Below are 23,206 nucleotides of genomic sequence, written 5' to 3'. Positions count from 1 at the left end.
CGGTTCAGCCGAGGGCCGCGACCAGGGCCCGGAACGGCAGGGTCGCGCACGCCTGGCGCGAGCGGAACTGGCGCACGCCGACGAACGCGGTCAGGTCGCCGAGGTCGGTCGCATCGGTGACCGCGTCGACCGCGTCGGTCCGCACGAACCCGGCGAAGCGCTCGACCAGCGCGGCGACGGCGGCGCGGTCGAGGCCGCGCACGCGCTCGGTCATCAGCGACGCCGCGGCCCGGGCCAGCGCGCAGCCGCGGGCCTCGAACGTGACCGCGGCGATCGCGCCGGCGCCGTCGACCTCGACGTGGACGGTGACCTCGTCGCCGCACAGCGGGTTGTCGACCGCGCCGTGGTGGGTCGCGGTCGCCAGCGGCCCGGCGTTGCGCGGGTGGCGATCGTGCTCGACGATGATCGCCTGGTAGAGCGCGCGCGCGTCGGTCACGGCGCCAGCATAGCCCGCGCGGTCGCGATCGCGGCGCACAGCTGGTCGACGTCGGCCGCGTCGCTGTACAGGCCCAGCGACGCCCGGGCGCTGGCGGCGACGCCGAGCGCGCGGTGCAGGGGCTCGGCGCAGTGGTGGCCGCTGCGCACCGCGACGCCTTCGCGATCGACGATCGTCGCGAGGTCGTGCGGGTGGACCCCGGCGACGGTGAACGCGACGACCGCGGCGGTCGGGCGGCCGAGCACGGTCACGCCCGCGGTCGCGGTCAGGCGCTCGACCAGGTAGGCGTGCAGCGCGGCCTCGTGGGCGGCGACGGCCGCGCGATCGAGGTGCGCGAGGTACGCGAGCGCGGCGCCCAGGCCGATCACCGCGGCGATGTCGGGGGTGCCGGCCTCGAACCGGTGCGGCGGCGCCCGGAAGCGCGCACGGGTCGCCTCGACCGACGCCACCATCTCGCCGCCGGTCTGCCACGGCGGCATCGCCGCGAGCAGCGCCCGCCGCCCCCACAGCGCGCCCGCGCCCGGCGGCGCGTAGAGCTTGTGGCCGGAGCAGGCGTAGAAGTCGCAGCCGAGCGCGGCCACGTCGACCGGCAGGTGCGCGACCGCCTGGGCGCCGTCGACCAGCACCAGCGCGCCGACCGCGTGCGCGGCGGCGGCGATCGCCGCGACCGGCGCGATCGTGCCGAGCACGTTCGACAGGTGACACACCGCGACCAGCTTGACGCGCGGGTCGAGCAGCGCGCGCAGCGCCGGCAGATCGATCGCGCCGGCGGGATCGAGCGGCGCGATCCGCAGCTCGGCGCCGCGGGCCGCGCACAGCACCTGCCACGGCACCAGGTTGGCGTGGTGCTCGAGCGCGGACACGACGATCGCGTCGCCGGGGCCGAGCGCGGTCGGGCCCCAGGCCTGGGCCACCAGGTTGATCGCCTCGGTGGTGCCCCGGGTGAAGACGACCTCGTCGGGCGCGCCGCCGAGGAAGCCCGCGACCGCGGCCCGGGCGTCGTCGAACGCGGCGGTCGCGGCCTCGGCCAGCGCGTGGACGCCGCGGCCGACGTTGCCCGCCTGCGCGGTGAACACGCGCACGACAGCGTCGATCACCGCCTGGGGCTTGAGCGTCGTCGAGGCGCTGTCGAGGTACGCGAGCCGACGCCCGTGCGGGCGCTGCGCGAGCGCGGGAAAGTCACGCCGCCACGATGCCGGGTCCGAGGCCACGGGCTACGCTAGCGCAGGTGACCGCGACCGCGCACGATCTCGACGCCGTCCTGGCCCAGGCCGCCGCGTGGCGCGCCGAGGGGCTGGGGGTCGCGCTCGCGACCGTGGTCCGCACCTGGGGCAGCTCGCCGCGCCCGGCCGGGTCCAAGCTCGCGGTCAATCAGCGCGGCGAGTTCGTCGGCTCGGTGTCGGGCGGCTGCATCGAGGGCGCGGTCATCACCGAGGCGCTCGAGGTCATGGCCGGCGGCGCGCCGCGCGTGCTCGCCTTCGGCGTCAGCGACGCGACCGCGTGGGAGGTCGGCCTGGCCTGCGGCGGCAAGGTCGAGATCTTCGTCGAGGCGGTCGCGTGAGGGCGGCGCTCCTGGCCGAGCTGCGGGCGGCCCGCGCCGCCGGCCGCCCGGTGGTGCTGGCGACCTGGCTCGACGGCAGCGACCAGCGGCTGTGCACGCCGGCCGACGCGCCCGCGGCGCTGACGGCGGCGGTGGCCGACGCGCTGCGCACCGATCAGGCGACGGTGCACGACGCGCCGACGCCGGTCCTGCTCGAGCCGCACAACCCGCCGCTGCGGCTGATCATCGTCGGCGCGGTCCACGTCGCCGAGCCGCTGGCGCAGATCGCGGCCGTGGCCGGGTTCGCGATCACGATCGTCGATCCGCGGCGCGCGTTCGCGACCGCGGCCCGGTTCCCGGGCCGGGCGCTGGTGACGGCGTGGCCCGACGACGCCCTCGCCGCGCTGGCCCCCGACGCGCGCACGGCCGTGGTCACGCTGACCCACGATCCCAAGCTCGACGATCCGGCGCTGATCGCGGCGCTGGCGACGCCGGCGTTCTACGTCGGCTGCCTGGGCTCGACGAAGACCCACGCCGCGCGCCGGACCCGGCTGGGCGAGGGCGGCGTCGCCGCGGCCGCGCTCGATCGCCTGCACGGCCCGGTCGGGCTGCGGATCGGCGCGCGCACGCCGGCCGAGATCGCGGTGTCGATCCTGGGCGAGATCGTCGCGACCCTGCGGGGCGCGGCGTGAGGTTCGGCGCCGTGGCCGCGGCCGAGGCCGTCGGCGCGGTCCTGGCCCACACGCTCCACGCCGCCGACCGCGTGCTCAAGAAGGGCACGGTCCTGACCGCGGCCGACGTGGCCGCGCTGGCCGCGGCCGGCCACGCGACGGTGGTGTGCGCGCGGCTCGAGCCGGGCGAGCTCGACGAGGACACCGCGGCCGCGATCGTGGCCGCGGCGCTGGTCGGGCCCGGCGTGCGCGCCGCCGCCGCGCGCACCGGCCGCGCCAACCTGCACGTCACCGCCGCCGGGCTGGTCACGATCGACGGCGCCGCGATCGCCGGTGCCAACGCGATCGACGAGGCGATCACCGTCGCCACGGTCGCGGCCCACGCGCCGGTCGCGGCCGACGAGCTCGTCGCCACGGTCAAGATCATCCCGTTCGCCGCGGCGGCCGCGTCGGTCGCGGCCGCCGCCGCCGCGGTGCGCGGCGCCGTGACGCTCCACCCGTGGCGCGCGCGCCGGGCCGGCCTGGTGCTGACCCGGTTCGCCGACACCGCCGCGGCCGCCCTCGAGCGCACGATCGCGGTGCAGCGCGCGCGGGTCGCGGGCTGCGGCGGCGCGCTGGTGCAGACGCTGCAGGTCGAGCACGACGTCGGCGCGGTCGCGGCGGCGCTGGCGGCGCTGCGCGCCGACGGCTGCGATCTGCTGCTGGCGCTGGGCGCGTCGGCGATCATGGATCGCCGCGACGTGATCCCGGCGGCGCTGGTCGCCGCCGGGGGTGCGCTGGTCCGGCTCGGCATGCCGGTCGACCCCGGCAACCTGCTGCTGCTGGGCGCGCTCGGCGACGCGACCGTGATCGGCGTGCCCGGCTGCGCGCGCTCGCGCAAGCGCTCGGGCTTCGACTGGGTGCTCGAGCGCGTGTGCGCCGACGTGCCGATCACCGCCGCGGACCTGGCCGGGCTCGGCGTCGGCGGCCTGCTCGACGAGCCGGCGGCGCGGCCGTCCCCGCGCTCGGGCGACGCGGCCGCGGCTGAGGCCCCGCGGGTCGCGGCGATCGTCCTGGCCGCGGGTCGCGGCACCCGCATGGGCGGCGGCAAGCTGACCGCGCTGCTCGACGGCGAGCCGCTGATCCGCCGCACCGTCGCCGCCGTCCAGGCCTCGGCCGCGCGCCCGGTGGTCGTGGTCACGGGCGCCGACGCCGACGGCGTCCGCGCCGCGCTGGCCGGCCTCGACGTGACCTTCGCCCACAACCCCGACTTCGCCGACGGCCTGTCGACATCGCTGCGGGTCGGCGTGGCGGCGGTCGCCGCCACCGACGCGGACGCCGCGCTGGTGTGCCTGGGCGACATGCCGCGGGTCACCGCCGCGCACCTCGACGCGTTGATCGCCGCGGCCGCGGCCGCGCCCGCGCGCTCGATCATCATCCCGACCTGCGCGCGCAAGCGCGGCAACCCGATCCTGTGGGCGCGCCGGCACTTCGCCGACATGATGACCCTGACCGGCGACGTCGGCGCGCGCGCGCTGATCGACCGCGACCCCGACCGCGTGCAGCTGGTCGAGCTCGACGACCCGGCCATCCTCCTCGACGTCGACACCCCCGCGGCCCTGGCCGCGGTGCGGGCCGCGCCCCCTGCTCGGAGCTGACCCATGTCCACCCTCACGATCGAAGAGCGCATCGTCATCAACGCCCCGGTCGAGCGGGTCTGGCAGTTCCTGCTCGATCCCGAGCGGGTCGTGCAGTGCCTGCCGGGCGCGACCTACGACGGCGCCGAGTCCGAGCACGTCTTCCTCGGGCACATGAAGGTCAAGGTCGGCCCGGTCACGACGCTGTTCGCGGGCAAGGCCACGATGTCGGAGATCGATGGCGACGGGCACACGGTCAAGATCCTCGGCGAGGGCAAGGACAAGAACGGCGCTGGCACCGCCAAGCTGACGATGACCGGCGCGGTGGTCGCGGTCGACGGCGGCAGCGAGCTGCGCGTCGTCGCCGACGTCGACATCGCCGGCAAGCTGGTGACGTTCGGCCGCGGCCTGATCAAGGCGGTGTCGGCGCAGCTGTTCAAGCAGTTCTCGGCCCGGGCCCAGGCGATGCTCGAGCAGGAGCCCGAGGCCGCCGCGGAGGCCGCGCCCGCGGAGGCCGTCGCCGCGGCCGCGCCCGCGGAGGCCGCTGAGCCCGCGCCCACGGGCGCCGCCGAGGTCGCGCCCGATGCGGCGCCCGCGCCCGCCGCGGCGGCGTCGACCGACGCGCCGACGGGGCCGGCGACCGGCGATGACGCACCGGTCGAGGCCGCGCCGACCGCGGCGCCCGCGCCGGCGACGAAGCCCGTCCCGACCGACCTCACGACCACGGCGTCGCCGTTCCCGGGCCCGCAGCCGGCCCGGTCCATCGCCAAGCGGCCGCCGTCCGAGGAGGCGACGCTCAACGCCTTGCCGCTGCTGGTCCGCGCGATCGGCGCCAGCATCGCTGGCTTCTTCCGGCGGCTGTTCCGCTTCGGCCGCAAGCCCAAGGGGCCCAAGCAGCCTTGAGCCCCGCGCGCGCGGTCACGCCAGCGACGTCATGCACGCGTCGGCGCCGCTGACCTCGAGCTTGCCCGGGGCCTCGACCGCGACCAGCGCCACGACGCCGTCGCGGAAGGTGATCAGCGCGCGCCGGGCCCGCTCGCCCAGGTGCGCCGCCGACAGGTCGGCCTCGAGGCCGAGCGCGCGCGTGAACGCGCCGTTGCCGTCGGCGAGCAGGACGATCTTGGTGAGCGCGTCGTGGGCCTCGCCCCAGGCCTGCATCACCCAGGCGTCGTTGACCGCGAGGCACACGACCAGGTCGACGCCGCGCGCGACCAGCTCGGCGTGGCGCGCGACGTAGCCCGGCAGGTGCTGGCTCGAGCAGGTCGGCGTGAACGCGCCCGGCAGCGAGAACATGACGACGTGCTTGCCGGCGAACAGCGCGGCCGGGTCGACGTCGCGCGGGCCGTCGCCGGTGGCCTGCTTGATCATCACGGACGGGACCGGGTCGCCAGCATGGATCATGAGGTGACCGTAGCAGGGCCCGGCACGACCGCGGGCAGCGGCGCGGCCAGGTCGTCGCGGTGGCGCGTGGCCAGCTCGACGTTGCCGATGTGCGGGGTCCGACGCGTCCGCCGCGGCTGCACGTCGAAGGTCGCGCCGATCGCGAAGTGGCGGTCGACGTAGCGCGCGATCTCGGGCCGCGCCACCGCCCGGGTCGCGGTGACGTGCCGGACGCCGGTGATCGGCGCGCGCGCCAGCGCCCACACCCGCCGGGCGCCGTCCGCGGCCCACACCGCCGAGCGGACCTCGTCGGTGACCACCGTCATCGGGAGCCCGCGCCGGTGACGGTGGCGCAGCCAGTCGAGGTGGCCGATGCGACCGGTCGCCGACGGTCCGATCCACAGGCCCGAGCGCACGACCAGCGTGTTGGCCCGGGCCAGCACCAGGCGCTCGGCCGCGACCCGGGTCCGCCCGTAGACGCTGATCGGCGCGACCGCGGCGTCCTCGTCGTAGGGCCCGGCGTCGCCGCCGAAGACGTGGTCGCTCGAGCAGTAGACGATCCGCGCGTCGGCCGGCGCGTGCGCGAGCAGCAGGCGGGTGCCGTCGACGTTGACCTCGTGCGCGAACCCCGGCGAGGTCTCGCACGTCTCGACGTCGCACACGCCGGCGCAGTGGATGATCAGCCGCGGCCGGGCGACGGCGAACAGCGCCGCGACCGCGGCCGGGTCGTTGAGGTGCAGCCCGCGCTCGATCCCCGCCGGCCAGCGCGCGCGGTCGCGGTTGCCGAACCCGACCACGTCGAGGTCGCCGCGGGCGCACCAGATCGACCAGCCCAGCATCGAGCCGGCGCCGAACAGGAACACCGGATCGGGCACGGCCGCGAGCATACCGGCTACTGCGCCGCGATCGCGGCGTGGCCGGCGCGCAGCACGTACTTCTGGATCTTGCCGGTCGCGGTCTTGGGCAGCTCGTCGACGAACCGCACCGACTTCGGCGCCTTCCAGTGGGCCAGGTTGGCGCGCGTGAACGCGCGCAGCTCGTCGGCGGTGGCGGTGGCGCCGGCCCGCAGCACGACGAACGCGTGCGGCGCCTCGCCCCACTTCTCGTCGGGCAGGCCCACGACCGCGGCCTCGAGCACCGCCGGGTGGCGCAGCAGCACGCCCTCGACCTCGACCGACGAGATGTTCTCGCCGCCGCTGATGATCACGTCCTTGAACCGGTCGCGGATCTCGACGTAGCCGTCGGGGTGGACCACGGCGGCGTCGCCGGAGTGGAAGTAGCCGCCCAGGAACGCGCGCGCGGTGGCCTCGGGGTCCTGGTAGTAGCCGGCCATGACGACGTTGCCGCGCACGACGATCTCGCCCAGCGTGGCGCCGTCGTGGGCGACCTCGTGGCCGGCCTCGTCGACGACCAGCAGCTCGCCCGACGTGATCAGCTCGACCCCCTGCCGGGCCTTGTGGCGCGCGCGCTCGGCCGCGGTCAGGCCGGCGTGCTCGGGCCAGGTCTCGCTGATGCTGATGAACGGCGCGGTCTCGGTCAGGCCGTAGACGTGGGTGATCGTCCAGCCGAGCTCGTCCTCGACCCGCTCGATCGTGGCCGCGGCCGGCGGCGCGCCCGCGGTCAGCACCCGCACGCCGCGCGGCGCCCCGGTCCGGACCTCGGCCGGCGCGCTGGCGATGCCGATCAGCACCGTCGGCGCCGCGCACAGCATCGTCACCTGCTCGGCGGTGATCAGCGCGAAGATGACCTTGGGGTCGATCTTGCGCAGGCACACGTGGCGGCCGCCGACCGCGGTGACGGTCCAGACGAAGGTCCAGCCGTTGGCGTGGAACATCGGCAGCGTCCACAGGTAGTGGTCGGCCGGCGACATCGGCACGTGCACGAGCGTACCGACGCTGTTGAGGTAGGCGTTGCGGTGGGTGATGACCACGCCCTTGGGCTGGGAGGTCGTGCCGCTGGTGTAGTTGATCGAGATCGGATCGTCCTCGTCGACCTCGACCCGCGCGAACGCCGTCGGCGCGGCCGCGATCAGCGCCTCGTAGTCGGCCCAGCCGGCGCGGGCGCCCTCGTACGCGACGAAGTGGCGGACGCCCGGGACCTGATCGCGGATCTGATCGACGAGGTCGAGGTAGTCGGGGTGCGCGCACACGATCGTCGCGCCCGAGTGCGTGATCACGTACGCGAAGTCGGCGGCGGTCAGCCGGTAGTTGACCGGCACCAGCACCGCGCCCAGCTGCGGCACCGCGTAGTAGGCCTCGAGCTGGGCGTGGGTGTTGGGCGCGATCGTGACGACGCGATCGCCGCGGGTCACGCCGAGGTCGGCCAGCGCCGCCGACCAGCGATCGCAGCGCGCGCCCAGCTCGGCGTAGGTGAAGCGCAGCGCGCCGTCGACGACCGCGGTGCGGGCGCCGTGCAGGCGCCGGGCCCGGCGCAAGAACTCGAGCGGGGTCAGCGCGATCTTCATGGCCCGACGATACCGCCACGGCCGGCGCCGCGGTGGTCTACCCTCGCGGCATGGTCCGCACACCGCGTCGAGCGCGGCTGTCGATTGGCGCCGCGCGGCGGATCGCGCTGGCGGCCCAGGGCTTCGATCGGGCGCGGCCGGCCCGCGCGACCGCGACGACCTTGCGGGCGCTCCTGGCGCGGGTCCAGCTGGTGCAGCTCGACTCGGTCAACGTGCTGGTGCGCGCGCAGGAGCTGCCGCTGTGGGCGCGGCTCGGGCCGCACCCGCGCGACCTGCTGTCGGCGGCGGTGGCGCGGCGCGAGCTGTTCGAGTACTGGGGCCACGAGGCCAGCCTGTGCCCGGTCGCGCTGCACCCGCTCTTGCGCTGGCGCATGACCGCGGCGCGCAGCGGCGACAACGTCTGGGGCGCGGTCGCGCGCACGGGCCGCGACGAGCGCGCGCTGTGCGACGACGTGCTGGCGCAGATCCGCGAGCGCGGCCCGCTCGCCGCCGGCGAGCTCGCCGGCGGCGGTCCCCGGATCAAGAGCGGCTGGTGGGCGTGGAGCCCGCACAAGCGCGCGGTCGAGTTCCTGTTCTGGTCCGGGGAGCTGACCGCGACCCGCCGGCCGGGCAGCTTCGAGCGGCTCTACGATCTGCCCGAGCGGGTGCTGCCGGCCGAGGTGCTGGCGACGCCGACGCCGTCGGTCGACGAGGCCCACCGCGCGCTGCTCCGGCGCGCCGCCCAGGCGCTGGGCGTGGCCACCGCCGCCGATCTCGCCGACTACTTCCGGCTCAAGCGGCCGGCCGCGGCGCCGCGCATCGCCGAGCTGATCGAGGCCGGCGCGCTGGCGCCGGTCGAGGTCGAGGGCTGGGCCCAGCCGGGGCTGCTCGACCCGGACGCCGCCACGCCGCGCGCGATCTCCGCCGCCGCGCTGCTCGGTCCGTTCGACTCGCTGGTCTGGCACCGCGAGCGGGCGCTGCGGCTGTTCGACTTCCACTACCGGCTCGAGATCTACACGCCGGCCGCGCGCCGCCAGCACGGCTACTACGTGCTGCCGTTCTTGCTCGGCGATCGGCTGGTGGCCCGGGTCGATCTCAAGGCCGACCGCGCCGCCGCGACCCTGCAGGTCCACGCCGCGTTCGCCGAGCCCGACGTCGACGCGCCCGCGGTGGCCGCGGCGCTGGCGCGCGAGCTGCGTGCGCTCGCGACCTGGCTCGAGCTGCCCGAGGTCCGGGTCGGGCGCCGCGGCGACCTGGCGCGCGCGCTTGCCGCCGAGGTCCGGGCGGCGGTCCCAGCGGCGCGCCGACGCCTGTCCCTGCTGCGGCCCCGGGCCCGGGCGTAAAGAGGGGCATGGCCCGTCCGCGCTACGTCGCGCTCCACGTCCCCAGCGCCGGCCGCCGGGTCGGCGCCGCCGCCCTGCGCGAGCTCGGCGCCTGAGCGCGCATCCTCGTCACCGAGCCAGCCGTCAGAACTGGCCAGCGACCGCGACGCCGAGCTCGTCGGGGCTCAGGCGCGGCACCAGCGTCACGCGCTGCGGCGGCGGCGCGGCCCCAGCGTCGGGGGCCCAGCCACGCGTGATCAGTACGCCGGCGCCGAAGCCGGCCCACATCCCGGCCAGCACCGCCGCGCCGACCACGTCGGGATCGGGCTCGTCGCCGCGGTCGGTGGCGCCGACGGCGATCAGGCTGCCGGCGAAGAAGCCCGCCAGGCTCGCCGCGCCGACCCAGCGCGCGCGGCGATACGACCAGTCGACCTGAGGTGCCAGCACCAGCCCGGCGACGACGCCGGCGTCGAGGCCGATCTGCAGCGCCACCAGCTCCCCGCCGTCGGCGGTATCGTCGCGGTCGAACAGGCCCGACGTCAGCACCGCGCTACCGGCCGCGAGCAGCCCGAGATCGGTCGCGAACATCACCTGGCCACGGGTCAGGTCGAGGCGGTCGCCGACCGCCAGCCCGGCGCCGGCGCCGACGACGGCGCCAGCGAGCACGATCGGCAGCACCTCCTCGCTGCTGTCCGTGCGCCCGAGCGGCCGGAGCAGCAGCGCCGCGTTGGTGACGCCGAGCGTCAGGCCGGCGACGGTGGCGTAGGCGCCCGAGCGACGTACGTGCAGGCCGTCGGCGAGCAGGTAGCCGAGCGCGCCGCCGCCGAGCGCGCCACCGACGACCAGCAGCGACGCCGACTTGTCCCCGCCCGAGTCGGCCCGATCGATCAACGTGATCGAGGTCAGGACGCCGAGCGACGCGCCGACGGCGATCAGCTCGCCCTCGCCGCTCGGCTCCGGCGCCGGCGCCGGCGCCGCGACCGCGACCGGAACCGGAACCGGCGCCGGCGCCGGAGCCGGAACCGGAGCCGGAACCGGAACCGGAGCCGGAACCGCGACCGGCGCCGGAACCGCGACCGGCGCCGGCGCCGCGACCGCGACCGGAACCGGAACCGGAGCTGGCGCCGGAACCGGCGCCGGCATCATCGCGATCGTCGGCGGCGGGCCGGCCCGGAGCTCACTGCAGCGCCCGGTCTCGCGAAACCCGACGTAGCTCGAGTACAGCAGGCCGAGCCCCGCGATGCCGTACAGCGGCGCCACCACGTTGCGCGCGTCGGGATCGATCTCGGCGCGGCTCACGCCGACCGCGCCGATCACCATGGCGGCACCGACGATCGCGTCCGCCACCGGCAGGGCCCGGGTGTCGGTGCACGCGACCTGCGGCCCGGGCGCTGCGGCCGCCGGCGCCCGCTTCACGAACGCCAGCGAGCACCCGCCCGTCAGCGCGACCAGCGCCAGCACCGCGATCGACCTCGTTGTCCCCATGACCAACGGTCGCACGCACGCGCAGGCGCCGTCCGTGAGGCCCGCGTGAGGCCCGGGCGCGACGCCCGACGCCGTCGGTCCTCGCCCTCGGTCGAGGCGGGGCTCACGTCGCCCCGCGCGTTGGTGCGAGCGGTGCGGGCGCGCCCGCGCCGGTTGGGGCAAGATGCCGACGTGCAGCGCTCGCTCGAAGGCATCCGCGTCCTCGATCTCTCCCGCCTGCTCCCGGGGCCGTTCCTCACGATGGTGCTGGCCGATCTCGGCGCCGACGTCGTGAAGATCGAGGACCCGAAGGTCGGCGACTACCTGCGGGTGTTCCCGCCCAGCAAGGGCGGCGTCAGCGGCCGCTACCTCGCGGTCAACCGCGGCAAGCGCTCGCTCGCGCTCGATCTCAAGCAGCCGGCCCACCACGCCGCGCTCCTGCGCCTGGTCGACGGCGCCGACGTCGTCGTCGAGAGCTTCCGGCCCGGCGTCATGGCCAAGCTCGGCCTCGGCTACGATGTGCTGGCGGCGCGCAATCCGCGGATCGTCATGTGCTCGATCAGCGGCTACGGCGCCACCGGCCCGTACGCGCACCGGGCCGGCCACGATCTCAACTACGTCGGCCTGGCCGGCGTGCTGGCGATGGGCGCCGAGGCCGCCGGCCATCCGCCGGCGATGCCGGGCGTGCAGATCGCCGACCTCGCCGGCGGCGCGCTGTGGAGCGCGACCGGCATCCTGGCCGCGCTGCTCGGCCGCGAGCGCACCGGCCGCGGCGCCCACCTCGACATCTCGATGACCGAGGGCGCGCTGGCGCTGCTGGCCGCCGAGCTGGGCAACCTCGACTGCGGCGCGCGGCCGACCCGCGGCGCCGAGACGCTCAACGGCGGCGTCGCCTGCTACGGCGTCTACCGCACCGCCGACGACCGCTACCTGTCGGTCGGGGCGCTCGAGCCCAAGTTCTACGTCGCGTTCTGCGCCGCGATCGGGCGCAAGCCCGACGTCAGCGACCTGGTCGCGCCGCCGGCCCGGCAGGCCGAGATCCGGGCCGAGATCGCCGCGACCCTGGCGACCCGGACCCGCGCCGAGTGGATCGAGGCGCTCGCCGCCCACGACTGCTGCTGCGAGCCGGTGCTCGAGCTCGACGAGCTGGCCGGGCACCCGCTCCATGTCGCGCGCGAGGTGTTCTTCACCCTCGACGGCGGCGCCGCCGGGCCGATCGCCCAGGTCCGCACGCCGCTCGGGGCGCCGACCGCCGCGACCCTGCCGCCGACCCTGGGCCAGCACAGCCGCGAGGTCCTGGCCGAGTACGGCCTGGGCGCCGACGAGATCGCCGCGGTGTGCGGATGACGCGCGCGCGGGCGTGACGGTCGCGGTCCGCGGTCGTATCGTGCGCGCATGATCGACCACGTCAGCGTCTACGTGACCGACCCCGCCGCCGCCGCCGCGCTCTACGCCAAGGCCCTCGCCCCGCTGGGCTACGAGGTGATCATGTCGTTCCCCGACGCCACCGCGCCGGTCGCGGTCGGCCTGGGCGAGAAGGGCAAGCCCGACCTGTGGCTGATCAAGGGCGATCCGACCCAGAAGCAGCACGTCGCGATCCGCGCCGCGACCCGCAGCCTGGTGCGGAAGTTCTACGACGAGGCCCTGGCCGCGGGGGCGCGCGACAACGGCGCCCCCGGCGTGCGGCCGTACCACCCCGACTACTACGGGGCGTTCGTCCTCGACGTCGACGGCCACAACCTCGAGGCGGTCTGCCACGATCCCTACCTCGAGTAACGGTCGGACCTGCGTCGACCGAAAGTCCTGAGGCCCTGCGGCGCCGGTGAGGTCCCGGGGTGGCGACGGGCCCGCGCGAGAGGATAGGATGCCGAGATGGCGCCGGGATCCCGTCCAGCCACGTTGCCCCTCGGCGCCGTGGCCGAGTTCCTGGCGTCGACGACGCTGTTCCGGCAGGTCGATCGCGGGGTCATCGACAAGGTCGCCCCGCACCTGCCGTTGCTCGAGCACGACGCCGGCGCGGTGATCGTCCGGGCCGGCACCCTCGACGGCGCGATGGGCGTGCTGGTGTCGGGGCGGGCGGCCGTCCGGCAGATCAACGCCGCGACCGGCGCGGCCACGGTGCTCGAGCAGGTCCGGGTCGGCGACTCGTTCGGCGAGGTCGCGGCGCTGCTCGGGACCGCGCAGGCGTACGAGCTCGTCGCCGAGGACACCTGCACCACCCTGACCGTCGGCAAGGACGTGATGGCGCAGCTGCTCGGCAAGGTCGCGCCGTTCGCCCACGCCCTGGCGCGCCGCAGCGCGATGCGCTCGGTCCAGGCCTCGGTCGCGGCGCTGCGCGGGGGCGGCGAGCCCGCGCCTACGGTGTCGCCGAGCGGGCGCGACCTGGCCCCGGTGGCCGCGGTCGACGACGGCTCGCTGCGGATCGTCCGGGTCTCGGGCTTCGAGATCAACGACAAGCTCCTGGCGCTGATCCCCAACCGGACGATGGCCATGCACCGGCTCTTGCCGCTCGAGCTGCGCGGCACGTCGCTGACGGTGGGCATGGTCGATCCGTGGAACGGCCCGGTCCAGAACGAGCTGCGCCGGCTGCTGGTCTCGGTCGAGCTGAGCTTCGTCGCGATCTCGGTCGACGACTACAACGAGGCGTTCGTGCGCCTGCGGATCGATCCCGGGACCTCGGGCCGGGTCCAGGTGGCGGCCATCAGCCCCGACTCGATCCAGTACGACCTGAACGTCGACGAGCCGCCCGCCAAGCAGGCCGCGGTCATCGGCGACGAGGTGGTCCAGCTCGCCAACCGGATCATCGCGGCCGCGATCGATCGGCAGGCCTCGGACGTCCACATCGAGGGCGAGCCGACCGCGGTCCGGGTGCGGTTCCGGATCGGCGGCGTGCTCCAGGACTGGGAGTCGCTGGTCGCGGCCTCGTTCGCCAAGGGCCTCGTGGCGCGGTTCAAGGTGCTGGCCGGCCTCGACATCACCGAGCGCCGGGTGCCGCAGGACGGGCGCATCGGCCTGCGGGTCGCGCGCCGCGAGATCGATCTGCGCGTGTCGACGATGCCGACCCTGCGCGGCGAGAAGATCGTGCTGCGCGTGTTCGAGGCCGCCAACATGACCCGGCCGCTCGAGCAGATCTTCATCGAGCCCCGCACGCTGGCGATGGTGCGCAGCGCGCTCGATCGGCCCTACGGCGCGATCGTCGTGGCCGGCCCGACCGGCTCGGGCAAGAGCTCGTCGCTGTACGCGTGCCTGAACGAGCGCCGCAAGGCCCGCCCCGACACCAACACCGTCACCGTCGAGGATCCCATCGAGTACCGGCTGGGCGGGGCGTCCAGATCCAGGTCAACACCGGCGCCGACCTGACCTTCGCGCGGATCCTGCGCGGCATGCTGCGCCAGGACCCCGACGTGATCATGGTCGGCGAGATCCGCGACGGCGAGACCGCGCAGCTGGCGCTCGAGGCCGGCATGACCGGCCACCTGCTCCTGACCTCGATGCACGCCAACAGCGCGATCGCCGCGCTGCAGCGGTTCGAGAACCTCGGCTGCGCTCGGCCGCTGATCGCGCAGTCGCTGGCGCTGGTGCTGGTGCAGCGGCTGGCGCGGCGGCTGTGCCCGCGCTGCGTCAAGACCGAGATCCCGCCACCGCTGTTGCTCGACAGCCTCGCCGCGCGCGGCCTCGTCGACAAGGGCGCGCCCGTGCCGATGCCGCGGCCGGTCGGCTGCGCCGAGTGCGGCGGGACCGGCATGAGCGGCCGGATCGCCGTGGTCGAGGCGTTCGAGTTCAAGGACAGCGCGCGCACGCAGGTCATGGCCGGCGGCTCGCTGGTCGACCTCGAGAAGGCCGCGATCGACGGCGGCGCGCTGTTGCCGTTCCGCCGCTACGCCGGCGTGCTGATGGCCCGCAACCTGATCGCGCCGACCGAGGCGCTCCTGGTCGTGGCCTGATGGACGTGCTGTCGACGCCCGGGGGCATGGCCGCGGCCGGCGGCGTGGTCCTGGTCCTCGTCGTGCTCATGGTCGCCTCGCGGCGCGGCCGGGGCGTGGCCGCGCGCAACGGGCTGATCAAGCGCGGGCGCTACAGCGAGGCCGCGCGGCTGGCGGCCGACGCCAACGATCTGGCGGCCGCGTTCGATCTGTACGTGCGAGCGCAGGAGCCGGAGAACGCCGCCGCGATCGCGATCAAGCGCGGCGAGGTGCGCCACGCCGCCGAGCTGTACGAGCGCGTCGGCAACCTCGAGCGCGCCGCGCACTTCTACCAGCGCGCGAACATGGCGGCCAAGGCCGAGGAGCTGCGGGCCCGGATGGCGCCGACCCCGGGCCTGCCCCAGCGCACCTCGGGTGTGGCGCCGGTGCGGACCCGGGCCCAGGAGCTCGAGGACCGCTACCGCGAGGCCGCCGCCGGCGCCACCAGCGCCGCGGCCCGGGCCGAGGTCCAGCGCCTCGCGCGCGACGCCGCCGACGCGTACCTGGCCGACGGCGAGCTCGCCACCGCCGCCGAGATCTACGCGGACGCCGGGCTCGAGGACGAGGCCGTGCACCTGTACGTCAACGTGCTGGGCCAGCCGGGCCGGGCCGCGCCGCTGGTCGCGCGCCGCGGCAACCACCAGCGCGCCGCCGAGCTGTACGAGCTGGCCGGCGAGCTCGAGCGCGCGGCCACGACCTGGGTCGACGTCGCCCGGGCCTCGCCGCGGCCCGACAGCTTCCTCGAGCGCATCGCCGATCTGTCGCCGAAGGTGGCGCTCGGCTTCGTCGAGCAAGAGGTCGCCGCGCGGCCGCTGTCGAAGGCCACCGCCGAGTGGCACTACCAGCGCGCCAAGCTGACCGCCGCCGGCGGCGACGCCGCGCGCGCGCAGTCGTACTTCGAGCAGCTCCAGGCGCTGGTCGGCCCCTACCGCGACGTCGACGCGCGCCTGCGGGGCCTGGTCGCCGAGCCGGCGCCGGCCGCGCGCGGCGACACGCTGCCCGGGCCGGGCTCGAACCTCGACGCGACCCAGATCGAGCTGCTCGCGAGCCAGATCGCGGAGGCGGCGGCGCAGCAGCTCAAGCGGCGGGTCGAGCTCTCGGCGCTGCCCGAGGCGTCGGCGTCGCCGTCGGTGGTGGTCCGCACCGAGATCCGCGTGGTCGGGCTCGAGCAGGCGCCGTTGATCGCCGGGCTGCTCGACGACACCGCCGTGGCGGCGGCCCGCCACGGCGCCAGCCTCGAGACGCTCAAGCGCTTCACCGGCGGCCGGCCGTGCGACCTCGGCAACATCGAGGTCTACTACCGGCTCGGGCTCTACTACCTGGCCCACGGCGCCTACGAGGACGCGCTGGTCGCGTTCGACGCGGTCGAGGACACCTCGCCGGCGTATCGCGACGGCTGGAAGCGGGCCGAGGAGATCCGCGCCTGGAAGAAGGCGCTGGGCAAGGCCACGCGCCTGGCCGAGAGCGACGCCGCGCCGCAGCGCGATCGCTACGAGCTGCGCGGCGAGCTCGGCCGCGGTGGCATGGCGGTGGTCTACCGCGCCTTCGACACGCTGCTCGGGCGCGACGTCGCGCTCAAGTTCCTGTCCGAGGAGCTGTCGACCCAGACCGGCATCCGCGAGATGTTCCAGCGCGAGGCCCGGGCGGTCGCCGCGCTCAACCACCCCAACATCGTCACGGTCCACGACACCGGCTACCTGCAGGGCCGCGCGTTCCTGTGCATGGAGTTCGTCAGCGGCGAGTCGGTCGAGGCGCTCCAGAACCAGGGCACCGGCCTGACGATCATCGAGTCGTTGCGGATCGTCACGCAGGTGCTCGACGCGCTGACCTACGCCCACGGCAAGCAGATCATCCACCGCGACATCAAGCCGGCCAACATCATGCGCACCCCCGAGGGGCTGGTGAAGCTGATGGACTTCGGCCTGGCCAAGTCGCTGGCCGAGGGCAAGAAGCAGTCGGTGATCGCCGGGACCCCGGCCTACATGCCGCCCGAGCAGCTCGGCGGCGGCGAGATCGATCACCGGTGCGACGTGTTCGCGGTCGCGGTCAGCCTGTACGAGATGCTGACCGGGCGCATGCCGTACGAGGGCTTCGATCGCGGCACCAAGCCGACGCCGCTGTCGGCGCTGGTGCCGGCGGTGCCGGCCCCGCTCGAGGAGGCGGTGATGCGCGGGCTCGCGGCCCGGCCGGCCGAGCGCTGGGCCTCCGCCGCCGAGATGAACCAGCGCATCAAGCTCGTGCTCGACGCGGTCAACCAGGCCGTCGCGGTGAAGTCGGCCGGCGCCAACCGCAAGATGGCCCAGGCCAAGACCGACATCCTGTGACCGCGGCGCTCCGCCCGTGACGCACACCACCCGCCGCGGCGAGGGGACGATCCGCTCGGCACGCCGGCGGGCTCGATCCGCGCGTGGCCCACGCCCGCAGCTGGCCACGGCACGCACCCGAGACGGGTGAGCCGGGTCCACGGGTGAAAAGGCGCGGCCCGACGGTCACCTGTGTACAATCGGCGCCTCGCATGAGCCTGCCCCGCCTAGCCTCCGTCGTGCTGTTGCTCCTCGCCGGTCTGGCCGCGCCCGCGCGCGCCGGCTCGCTGGCCCTGATCGTCGCCGGCGAGCCCGCCAAGCAGCCGGTCATCGAGACCACGCTGGGGCCGTGGCTGAGCGCGCGCGGCTACCAGGTGCAGATCGGCGTCGCCGACGAGTCGGTCGGCGCCAAGCTGGTCGACTGCTTCGTCCTGACCGACCAGGGCTGCGCGGAACCGGCGGTGGCCAAGCTCAGCTACGACAGCACGCTGTTCGTGATGGTCGAGGTCCACCACGACACCAAGGCCCAGACCGACGAGATCAAGCTGACCGGCTGGCTCTACGGCGCCAACGGCAAGGCCATCGTCGCGCAGAGCGTGTTCTGCCGGGCCTGCCGCAACGACACGCTCGGGCCCACCGCCGAGGATCTGGCCGAGGCGTTGTTCGCGGTCCAGGGCCAGGGCACCGGCATCGTCAAGATCACGTCGACGCCGCCGGGCGCCAAGGTGTTGATCGACGGCGCCACCGCGGGCGCCACGCCCTGGGAGCAGGGCCTGCGCACCGGCCCGCACACCGTCACCCTCGAGCTGCCCGGCCACCGTACCCAGACCCTGCCGATCGAGATCAAGAAGGACGAGACCGTGCCGGTCGACGTCGCGATGGTGCCCGACCGCGGCGGCGGCGGCGGCGGCAAGCGCGACCCGTTGTGGCTCGGCGTCGCGGGCGCGGGCGTGGCCGCGCTCGTCGGCGGCGCGGTCCTGGTCGCGCTCGACGAGGATCCGGTCCCGACCCAGCAGTTCTACTTCGACAGCGCCCCCGGCGGCTTCGCGCTGATCGGCGTCGGCGCGGTCGCGGTCGCGGCCGGCACCTACCTGTACCTGCGCAGCGGCAAGCCCCGCGCGCGCGCCGCCACCGCGTGGGTCGTCCCCAGCGGCGGCGCCGGCGTCGGCCTCGCCGGTTCGTTCTAGGCTCCGGTGTGACGACGATCGCGTCCCGACGTCGTCCTTGACCCACCCGTCGGTTCGGCCGACGATCGTGCCTGTCACCTCGAGGGATCCATGCGCCTGACTTCGTTCGCCTGCTCGCTCTCGCTCTCGCTCGCCGCCGTCGTCGCGCTCGGCGCGTGCTCCAAGGAGAACGGCGACTTCTGCGGGTCGGATCCGTGTCCGCTCGACGCGCCGCCCGCGATCGACGGCATGACCGGCTGCACCGCCAACCCGGGCCTGTGCGTCGCGCCGGCCAGCTCGTGCGTCATGGACGAGTGTCGGGACTGCGCGACCCCGAACGACCACCAGGCCGCCGACTGCGACGTCGCGAGCATGCCGGTGTGCGGCGCCGGCAACGCCTGCCGGCCGTGCGCGGCCGACGGCGAGTGCGACAGCGGCGTGTGCGACGGCGGCAGCTGCATCCCGACCGAACAGGTCATCTACGTGACGACGACCGGGACCGCGACCTCCACCTGCTCCCAGGCCACGCCGTGCTCGACCCTGGCCCAGGGCCTCACCGAGGTCGGCGGCGGGCGCACGTACCTCAACGTCGCGCCGGGCACCTACGTCGCGCCCGGGGCGACGACGATCAACGCGACCGTGACCATCCGGGCCGAGGGCGTCACGCTCGGGCGGTCGACCAACGACCAGATCCTCGACATCACCGGCGGCGACGTGACCATCATCGGCGCGACGATCCACGACGCGGTCGGCGGGGGCAACGCCGACGGGATCAAGTGCGCCAACGCGACGCTGAGCCTGATCCACGTCACGGTCGACAACAACGCGGATCGCGGCGTCGAGGTCGCCGACTGTCAGCTGACGGTCGCCCGCAGCGTGGTCTCGGGCAACCGCAAGGGCGGCGTGCGGCTGGTCGACGGGCGGGCCGTGGTCACGAACTCGTTCATCATCAACAACGGCGACACCAACACCAACACCGGCGGCGGGCTGTCGCTGACGCCGTCGGTCGATGGCAGCCTGGTCGAGTTCACGACGATGCGCCGCAACAGCGCGATGACCGGCACCGCCGGGGCGCTGTTCTGCCAGGGCTCGGCGATCACCGCGCGCAACAACCTCATCTACGGCAGCAACAACACCGACGTCGAGGTCGGCGGGGCCAGCTGCACCCACAGCTACTCGATCATCGGGCCGATGAACGCGCCGGCCGGCACCGAGGTGCGCATGCTGACGTTGACCGAGGTCGGGTTCGTCGACGCGGGCATGAACACCGTCGCCGCCTGTCACATCACCGCCGCGAGCCTGGCCCGGGCCAGCTCCGATCCCGGCAGCAGCGCGAGCGACCCGATCGTCGACTACGACGGCGACCTGCGGCCGAACCCGGCCGGGCGCGCGGACCTCGGCGCCGACGAAGTGCCCTGACCAGCCCCCGGGCGCGCGCCCCGAACGCCTGCGCTATCCTGCGCGCGACATGCAGCGGCCGCGCCCGGCGACGATGGTGGCGATCGCGATCAGCGCGGCGGTGGCGCTGGCGGTGATCGTGCCGCACCGGCGCGCGCGCGACGACGGCGGCCGGGGCATGGCGGACCTCGCCGAGCGATCGCTGCGCGAGGGCGACCGGGCCGAGGTGATGGGCGCCGCGAGCGTGTATCGCGTCAAGCACGACGACGCCGCGGCGCTGCGGCTGGTGGTCGACGCGTACGCGCGGGTCGGCGCGGTCGACGAGGCGTGCGCCGTCGGCTGGGAGCTGGCGCGCCGGGGCGACGCGACCGCGGCCGATCGTCGGCGCGCGCTCCGGCAGGGTCGCGGCTGCGCGGGCTGCGGTGACGGGTGCTACGCCGACGGCCTGGCCTGGCTCGACGCCCTGCTCGCGGCCGAGCCGTGGTGCGAGACGTTCGGGCTGCGGGTGACGTGGACCGCGGGCCACGCCGAGCACGCCGACGCGCTGGCGCGGGCGCTGGCCGGCTGTCCGCGCGACGACGACCGGCGTCCGTGGCTGGCTGAGCGGGCGCGCGGCGCCGACGCCGTGCCCGGCGACGCGTGCCAGGCGGTGGTCTACGGCGAGGTCGACCTGGCCCGGGCCTGCCTCGAGGAGGTCGAGGTCGCGCCGCTCGGCCAGGTCGCGGCGGCGCGGCTGGTGCTGGGCATCGAGCCGATCGCCAACGGCCGGATCGCCGTCGGCGCCGCCGACGCGACCGCGTTCGTGCTGCTGGCGTTCGCGCGCACGCCCGGGGCGCCGCACGACGAGGCCTGCGCCGCCGTCGCGCGGGCCGAGGTCGGTGAGCGGCGCTGGCTGCCGGGCGGCGGCGACGACGGCGCGATCGCCGCGCGCTACTTGACGCTGCGCCGCGAGCTCGGCTGCGGCGGGTGAGGCGGCCCCCGCGGCGGTCTCGCAGCGCGCTCGCGGTCACGGGGCGGTGACCGCGCGGGCGCGCGCGTCGCTCAGCCCAGGCGGGCGCGGGCGGCGGCGGTCTCGATCCAGCCGCGGACCGCGGCGGCCGGGATCGTGTCGGTCGCGGTCAGCTTGAGGTGGCGGCCGGTCTTGCCGTCACCGGACAGGAGGCCGCCAGGATCGGCGAAGGTGCCGGGCGGGCCCGAGAGGATCAGGTTGACGTGGGCCTTGTGCGCGCCGATCGCGCACACGATCGAGTCGCCGATCATGAAGAACGGCATGCCCCACTTGATCGACGAGGTGGCGTCGGGCGCGACCGCCTCGACCAGCGCGCGCAGCGCGCGCGCGATCGGCTGAAGCACCGCGGCCTGGCGCGCGAAGAAGCCGTCGATCGGCTTGCCGAGATCGGTGCGCGGCGCGGGCTTCTTGGCGGCGGGCTTGGCCTTGGCGGCGGGCTTGGGCTTGGGCTTGGCCTTGGCGGCGGGCTTGGCCTTGGCGGCGGGCTTGGCCTTGGCGGCGGGCTTGGCCTTGGCGGCGGGCTTGGCCTTGGCGGCGGGCTTGGCGGCGGTGGCCGACGTACGGCGCGCGGTCGGCTTCGCGGTGGTGCGCTTCACGTGATGATGATGCCACGCGCCGGCCGTCATCGCGTCGGCGCGCGCCGGGGATCGCGACCGCCCACGTCGCGCGGCGCGCGGCGCGCGCGGTGGTGTAGCGTCGTCGACGCGATGTCCGCGACCGTGCGCACGCTGACCGCGGCCGACCTGCCGGTGCTGGCGCGGTTCTACGACGAGCTGTACCTGCCGGCGTTCGCGCACCAGCGCGAGCCGCGCGCGGTCTGGGACGCGGCGTTGTTGACACCGGCCGCCGACCTGCGCCGGGTGATCCTGCTGGCCGGGACCGACCTCGACGACGCGACCGCCGCGCGGCTCGACGGCGGCGTCGTCGCCGAGTGGTACCCGCGCTGCCGGTGCGGCCTGCTCACCTATCTGGTGGTGGCGCCGGGGGCGCGCGGGCGCGGGCTCGGGCGCGGGCTGCTCGACCGTGCCCGGGCGACCATCGCCGACCACGCGCGCGCGGCCGGGGCCGAGGTCGTGGCGGTCTTCGGCGAGGTCGCCGATCCTGCGCGCGGCGGCGATCCCGACGCGGCGGCGCGGCTGGCGCGGTTCCGGCGCTGGGGCGCGCGGGTGGTCGAGCACGGCTACGTGCAGCCAGCGCTCGGCCCTGGCCTGGCGCGCGACCGGCACCTGCGGCTGATCGCGTTCTTCGACGGCGCGGCGCCCACGCACCTCGCCGGCGCGGTCGTCGCGGGGTTCCTGCGCGAGTTCTACGCGGTCACCGAAAACCGCGACCCCGACGCCGACTCCGAGCTGGGGCCGATCGTCGGGGCGGTCGCGACCGCGGTCGCGCTGACGTGACTACTTGGTCGCCGGCGGCGCCCCCGGTGGCGGCGCCATCATGCCCATCTGGATCGCCATCGCGGTGGAGTCGAAGAAGCGCCACAGCTGCTTCACCTTGCCGCCGTCGAGCTTGGAGATCTCGGCGACGGTGAGCTTGACCGGCTTGCCGGTCTTCTTCATCGGGCCCATGTCGCCGTCGTTGGTGCCGGTGAAGGTCGACACGCCGACGACGTAGTCGCCCGCGGCCCACAGCGAGATCGGCGTGATCTTGCCGTCGGAGAACGCGTCCATGAACATCTTGGTGCCCGCGGCGATCTTGGCCTTGCCGACGGTGTCCGCGGGCGACGCCTGGTCGCTCTCGATCGCGTCGTCGGTCCAGCCCTCGGTCAGCGCCGCGAGGTCGCGCTTGTTGAAGTCGTCGTTGCCCTTCTGCGCGGCCACCAGGTTGCCCTGCTCGAGCGCGGCGCCTGACGACGCCACGATCACCGGCGTGGCCGCGCCCTGCTCGATGATCGGGCGGCCCGGCTGCGGCGACATGCCGAGCTGGTTCATCATCGTGTTGCCGTCCATGATGAACCACTCGTCGGCGATCTGGTTGGCGTCGTCGAACGTGACCATGTGGAACAGGAGCTGGCCGATCTTCTTGCCGGTCGGCGGCATCTCGCCCATCGGCGACGGCATCGCGCCGGTGTTGGTGCCGGTCGTCAGCCAGACGCCCGCGACCGTGCGGCCGTTGACCAGCACCAGCTGCGCGGTCGACCTGGCGTCGGGGAAGCCGGCCCGGAAGTGGAACGCCTCGTCGACGATGGCGGGGCCGCCGCGGCGCTCGGGCGTCGGGTTGTCGGGCCAGTGGCTGACCGCGTCCTTGGCGTACATCGCGCCGAACTTCGCCTTGTCCCCGGCGTTCCACGCGTCCCAGCCGGCCAGGTAGATCCTGGCCAGCGCCTCGCCGGTGACCGGCGTCGGCGTCGGCGGCGTCGCGGTCCCGGCGGCGGTGCCGCTGCCGGTGGCGGTCGTGGGCGGGGCCGCGTGGTCGTCGGCGGGCTTCTTCTTGCAGCCGGTCAGCGCCAGGGCCGCCGTCAGCGCGATCGCAACAGTCGAGAGCTTCATCGTCGCC

General features: G+C 75.3%; 22 protein-coding genes. 14 read left to right on the top strand and 8 right to left on the bottom strand.

Annotated elements, in window-relative coordinates; genetic code table 11:
• Positions 1-4 precede the first annotated feature (4 nt).
• Positions 5-436 (bottom strand): SUF system NifU family Fe-S cluster assembly protein, encoded by a 432-nt coding sequence (locus tag IPL61_23870; GenBank protein ID MBK9034264.1) that lies wholly within the window; start codon positions 434-436, stop codon positions 5-7.
• Positions 433-1,647: a SufS family cysteine desulfurase gene (gene sufS, locus IPL61_23865; protein MBK9034263.1), complete on the bottom strand. Its 1,215-nt coding sequence runs from the start codon at positions 1,645-1,647 to the stop codon at positions 433-435. The genes IPL61_23870 and sufS overlap by 4 nt, the downstream gene beginning before the upstream one ends.
• Between sufS and IPL61_23860 the strand changes: the two genes are divergently transcribed.
• The 4 genes from IPL61_23860 to IPL61_23845 are packed head-to-tail and all read left to right on the top strand — an operon-like array spanning position 1,629 to position 5,166.
• A complete protein-coding gene (locus IPL61_23860; protein MBK9034262.1) occupies positions 1,629-1,997 on the top strand; it encodes an XdhC family protein in 369 nt (122 codons plus the stop codon). The two genes, sufS and IPL61_23860, sit on opposite strands and share 19 nt — an antisense overlap.
• On the top strand, positions 1,994-2,668 hold the full coding sequence (locus tag IPL61_23855; protein MBK9034261.1) for an XdhC family protein: 675 nt from the start codon (positions 1,994-1,996) through the stop codon (positions 2,666-2,668). The genes IPL61_23860 and IPL61_23855 overlap by 4 nt, the downstream gene beginning before the upstream one ends.
• The gene (locus IPL61_23850) at positions 2,665-4,284 is read left to right on the top strand and encodes an NTP transferase domain-containing protein (protein MBK9034260.1); all 1,620 of its coding nucleotides are present in this window, start codon (positions 2,665-2,667) and stop codon (positions 4,282-4,284) included. The genes IPL61_23855 and IPL61_23850 overlap by 4 nt, the downstream gene beginning before the upstream one ends.
• Before the next feature lie 3 nt (positions 4,285-4,287).
• A complete protein-coding gene (locus IPL61_23845; GenBank protein ID MBK9034259.1) occupies positions 4,288-5,166 on the top strand; it encodes an SRPBCC family protein in 879 nt (292 codons plus the stop codon).
• A 15-nt stretch (positions 5,167-5,181) separates the two neighbouring features.
• Here IPL61_23845 and IPL61_23840 read toward each other — a convergent pair whose 3' ends face one another.
• Genes IPL61_23840 through IPL61_23830 form a run of 3 tightly spaced genes read right to left on the bottom strand, consistent with a single transcriptional unit; the run spans position 5,182 to position 8,107 of the window.
• Positions 5,182-5,664: a peroxiredoxin gene (locus tag IPL61_23840; protein ID MBK9034258.1), complete on the bottom strand. Its 483-nt coding sequence runs from the start codon at positions 5,662-5,664 to the stop codon at positions 5,182-5,184.
• Positions 5,661-6,518 (bottom strand): sugar nucleotide-binding protein, encoded by an 858-nt coding sequence (locus tag IPL61_23835; protein MBK9034257.1) that lies wholly within the window; start codon positions 6,516-6,518, stop codon positions 5,661-5,663. The genes IPL61_23840 and IPL61_23835 overlap by 4 nt, the downstream gene beginning before the upstream one ends.
• A 17-nt stretch (positions 6,519-6,535) precedes the next feature.
• Positions 6,536-8,107, bottom strand: coding sequence for a long-chain-fatty-acid--CoA ligase (locus tag IPL61_23830; protein MBK9034256.1), 1,572 nt, complete (start codon positions 8,105-8,107; stop codon positions 6,536-6,538).
• Between the two features lie 50 nt (positions 8,108-8,157).
• On the opposite strand from IPL61_23830, the gene IPL61_23825 reads away from it, so the two are divergent.
• Positions 8,158-9,429: a YcaQ family DNA glycosylase gene (locus IPL61_23825; GenBank protein ID MBK9034255.1), complete on the top strand. Its 1,272-nt coding sequence runs from the start codon at positions 8,158-8,160 to the stop codon at positions 9,427-9,429.
• A gap of 123 nt (positions 9,430-9,552) precedes the next feature.
• Here IPL61_23825 and IPL61_23820 read toward each other — a convergent pair whose 3' ends face one another.
• Complete coding sequence (locus IPL61_23820; GenBank protein ID MBK9034254.1) at positions 9,553-10,893, bottom strand: hypothetical protein; 1,341 nt, start codon at positions 10,891-10,893, stop codon at positions 9,553-9,555.
• A gap of 171 nt (positions 10,894-11,064) precedes the next feature.
• Between IPL61_23820 and IPL61_23815 the strand changes: the two genes are divergently transcribed.
• From IPL61_23815 to IPL61_23780, 8 genes are all read left to right on the top strand, one after another.
• A complete protein-coding gene (locus IPL61_23815) occupies positions 11,065-12,219 on the top strand; it encodes a CoA transferase (GenBank protein ID MBK9034253.1) in 1,155 nt (384 codons plus the stop codon).
• Between the two features lie 48 nt (positions 12,220-12,267).
• A complete protein-coding gene (locus tag IPL61_23810; protein MBK9034252.1) occupies positions 12,268-12,648 on the top strand; it encodes a VOC family protein in 381 nt (126 codons plus the stop codon).
• 96 nt (positions 12,649-12,744) lie between these two features.
• On the top strand, positions 12,745-14,232 hold the full coding sequence (tadA, locus tag IPL61_23805; protein MBK9034251.1) for a Flp pilus assembly complex ATPase component TadA: 1,488 nt from the start codon (positions 12,745-12,747) through the stop codon (positions 14,230-14,232).
• Positions 14,115-14,816: a Flp pilus assembly complex ATPase component TadA gene (tadA, locus tag IPL61_23800; protein MBK9034250.1), complete on the top strand. Its 702-nt coding sequence runs from the start codon at positions 14,115-14,117 to the stop codon at positions 14,814-14,816. Before tadA (IPL61_23805) ends, tadA (IPL61_23800) begins: the two co-directional genes overlap by 118 nt.
• The gene (locus IPL61_23795; protein ID MBK9034249.1) at positions 14,816-17,158 is read left to right on the top strand and encodes a serine/threonine protein kinase; all 2,343 of its coding nucleotides are present in this window, start codon (positions 14,816-14,818) and stop codon (positions 17,156-17,158) included. Before tadA (IPL61_23800) ends, IPL61_23795 begins: the two co-directional genes overlap by 1 nt.
• Positions 17,159-17,349: 191 nt before the next feature.
• The gene (locus IPL61_23790; GenBank protein ID MBK9034248.1) at positions 17,350-18,324 is read left to right on the top strand and encodes a PEGA domain-containing protein; all 975 of its coding nucleotides are present in this window, start codon (positions 17,350-17,352) and stop codon (positions 18,322-18,324) included.
• A gap of 90 nt (positions 18,325-18,414) precedes the next feature.
• The gene (locus IPL61_23785) at positions 18,415-19,722 is read left to right on the top strand and encodes a hypothetical protein (protein MBK9034247.1); all 1,308 of its coding nucleotides are present in this window, start codon (positions 18,415-18,417) and stop codon (positions 19,720-19,722) included.
• Positions 19,723-19,771: 49 nt separating this feature from the next.
• The gene (locus tag IPL61_23780; GenBank protein MBK9034246.1) at positions 19,772-20,671 is read left to right on the top strand and encodes a hypothetical protein; all 900 of its coding nucleotides are present in this window, start codon (positions 19,772-19,774) and stop codon (positions 20,669-20,671) included.
• 71 nt (positions 20,672-20,742) lie between these two features.
• On the opposite strand, the gene IPL61_23775 is transcribed toward IPL61_23780, so the two are convergent.
• The gene (locus IPL61_23775) at positions 20,743-21,306 is read right to left on the bottom strand and encodes a DUF1801 domain-containing protein (GenBank protein ID MBK9034245.1); all 564 of its coding nucleotides are present in this window, start codon (positions 21,304-21,306) and stop codon (positions 20,743-20,745) included.
• Between the two features lie 111 nt (positions 21,307-21,417).
• On the opposite strand from IPL61_23775, the gene IPL61_23770 reads away from it, so the two are divergent.
• Positions 21,418-22,107, top strand: coding sequence for a hypothetical protein (locus IPL61_23770; protein ID MBK9034244.1), 690 nt, complete (start codon positions 21,418-21,420; stop codon positions 22,105-22,107).
• On the opposite strand, the gene IPL61_23765 is transcribed toward IPL61_23770, so the two are convergent.
• Complete coding sequence (locus IPL61_23765) at positions 22,108-23,199, bottom strand: ester cyclase (protein ID MBK9034243.1); 1,092 nt, start codon at positions 23,197-23,199, stop codon at positions 22,108-22,110.
• Positions 23,200-23,206 lie beyond the last annotated feature (7 nt).

Source organism: Myxococcales bacterium, assembly GCA_016717005.1.
In the GTDB taxonomy this organism is placed as follows: Bacteria; Myxococcota_A; Polyangia; order Haliangiales; family Haliangiaceae; genus UBA2376.
This window is presented reverse-complemented; position numbering and strand designations above follow the sequence as displayed.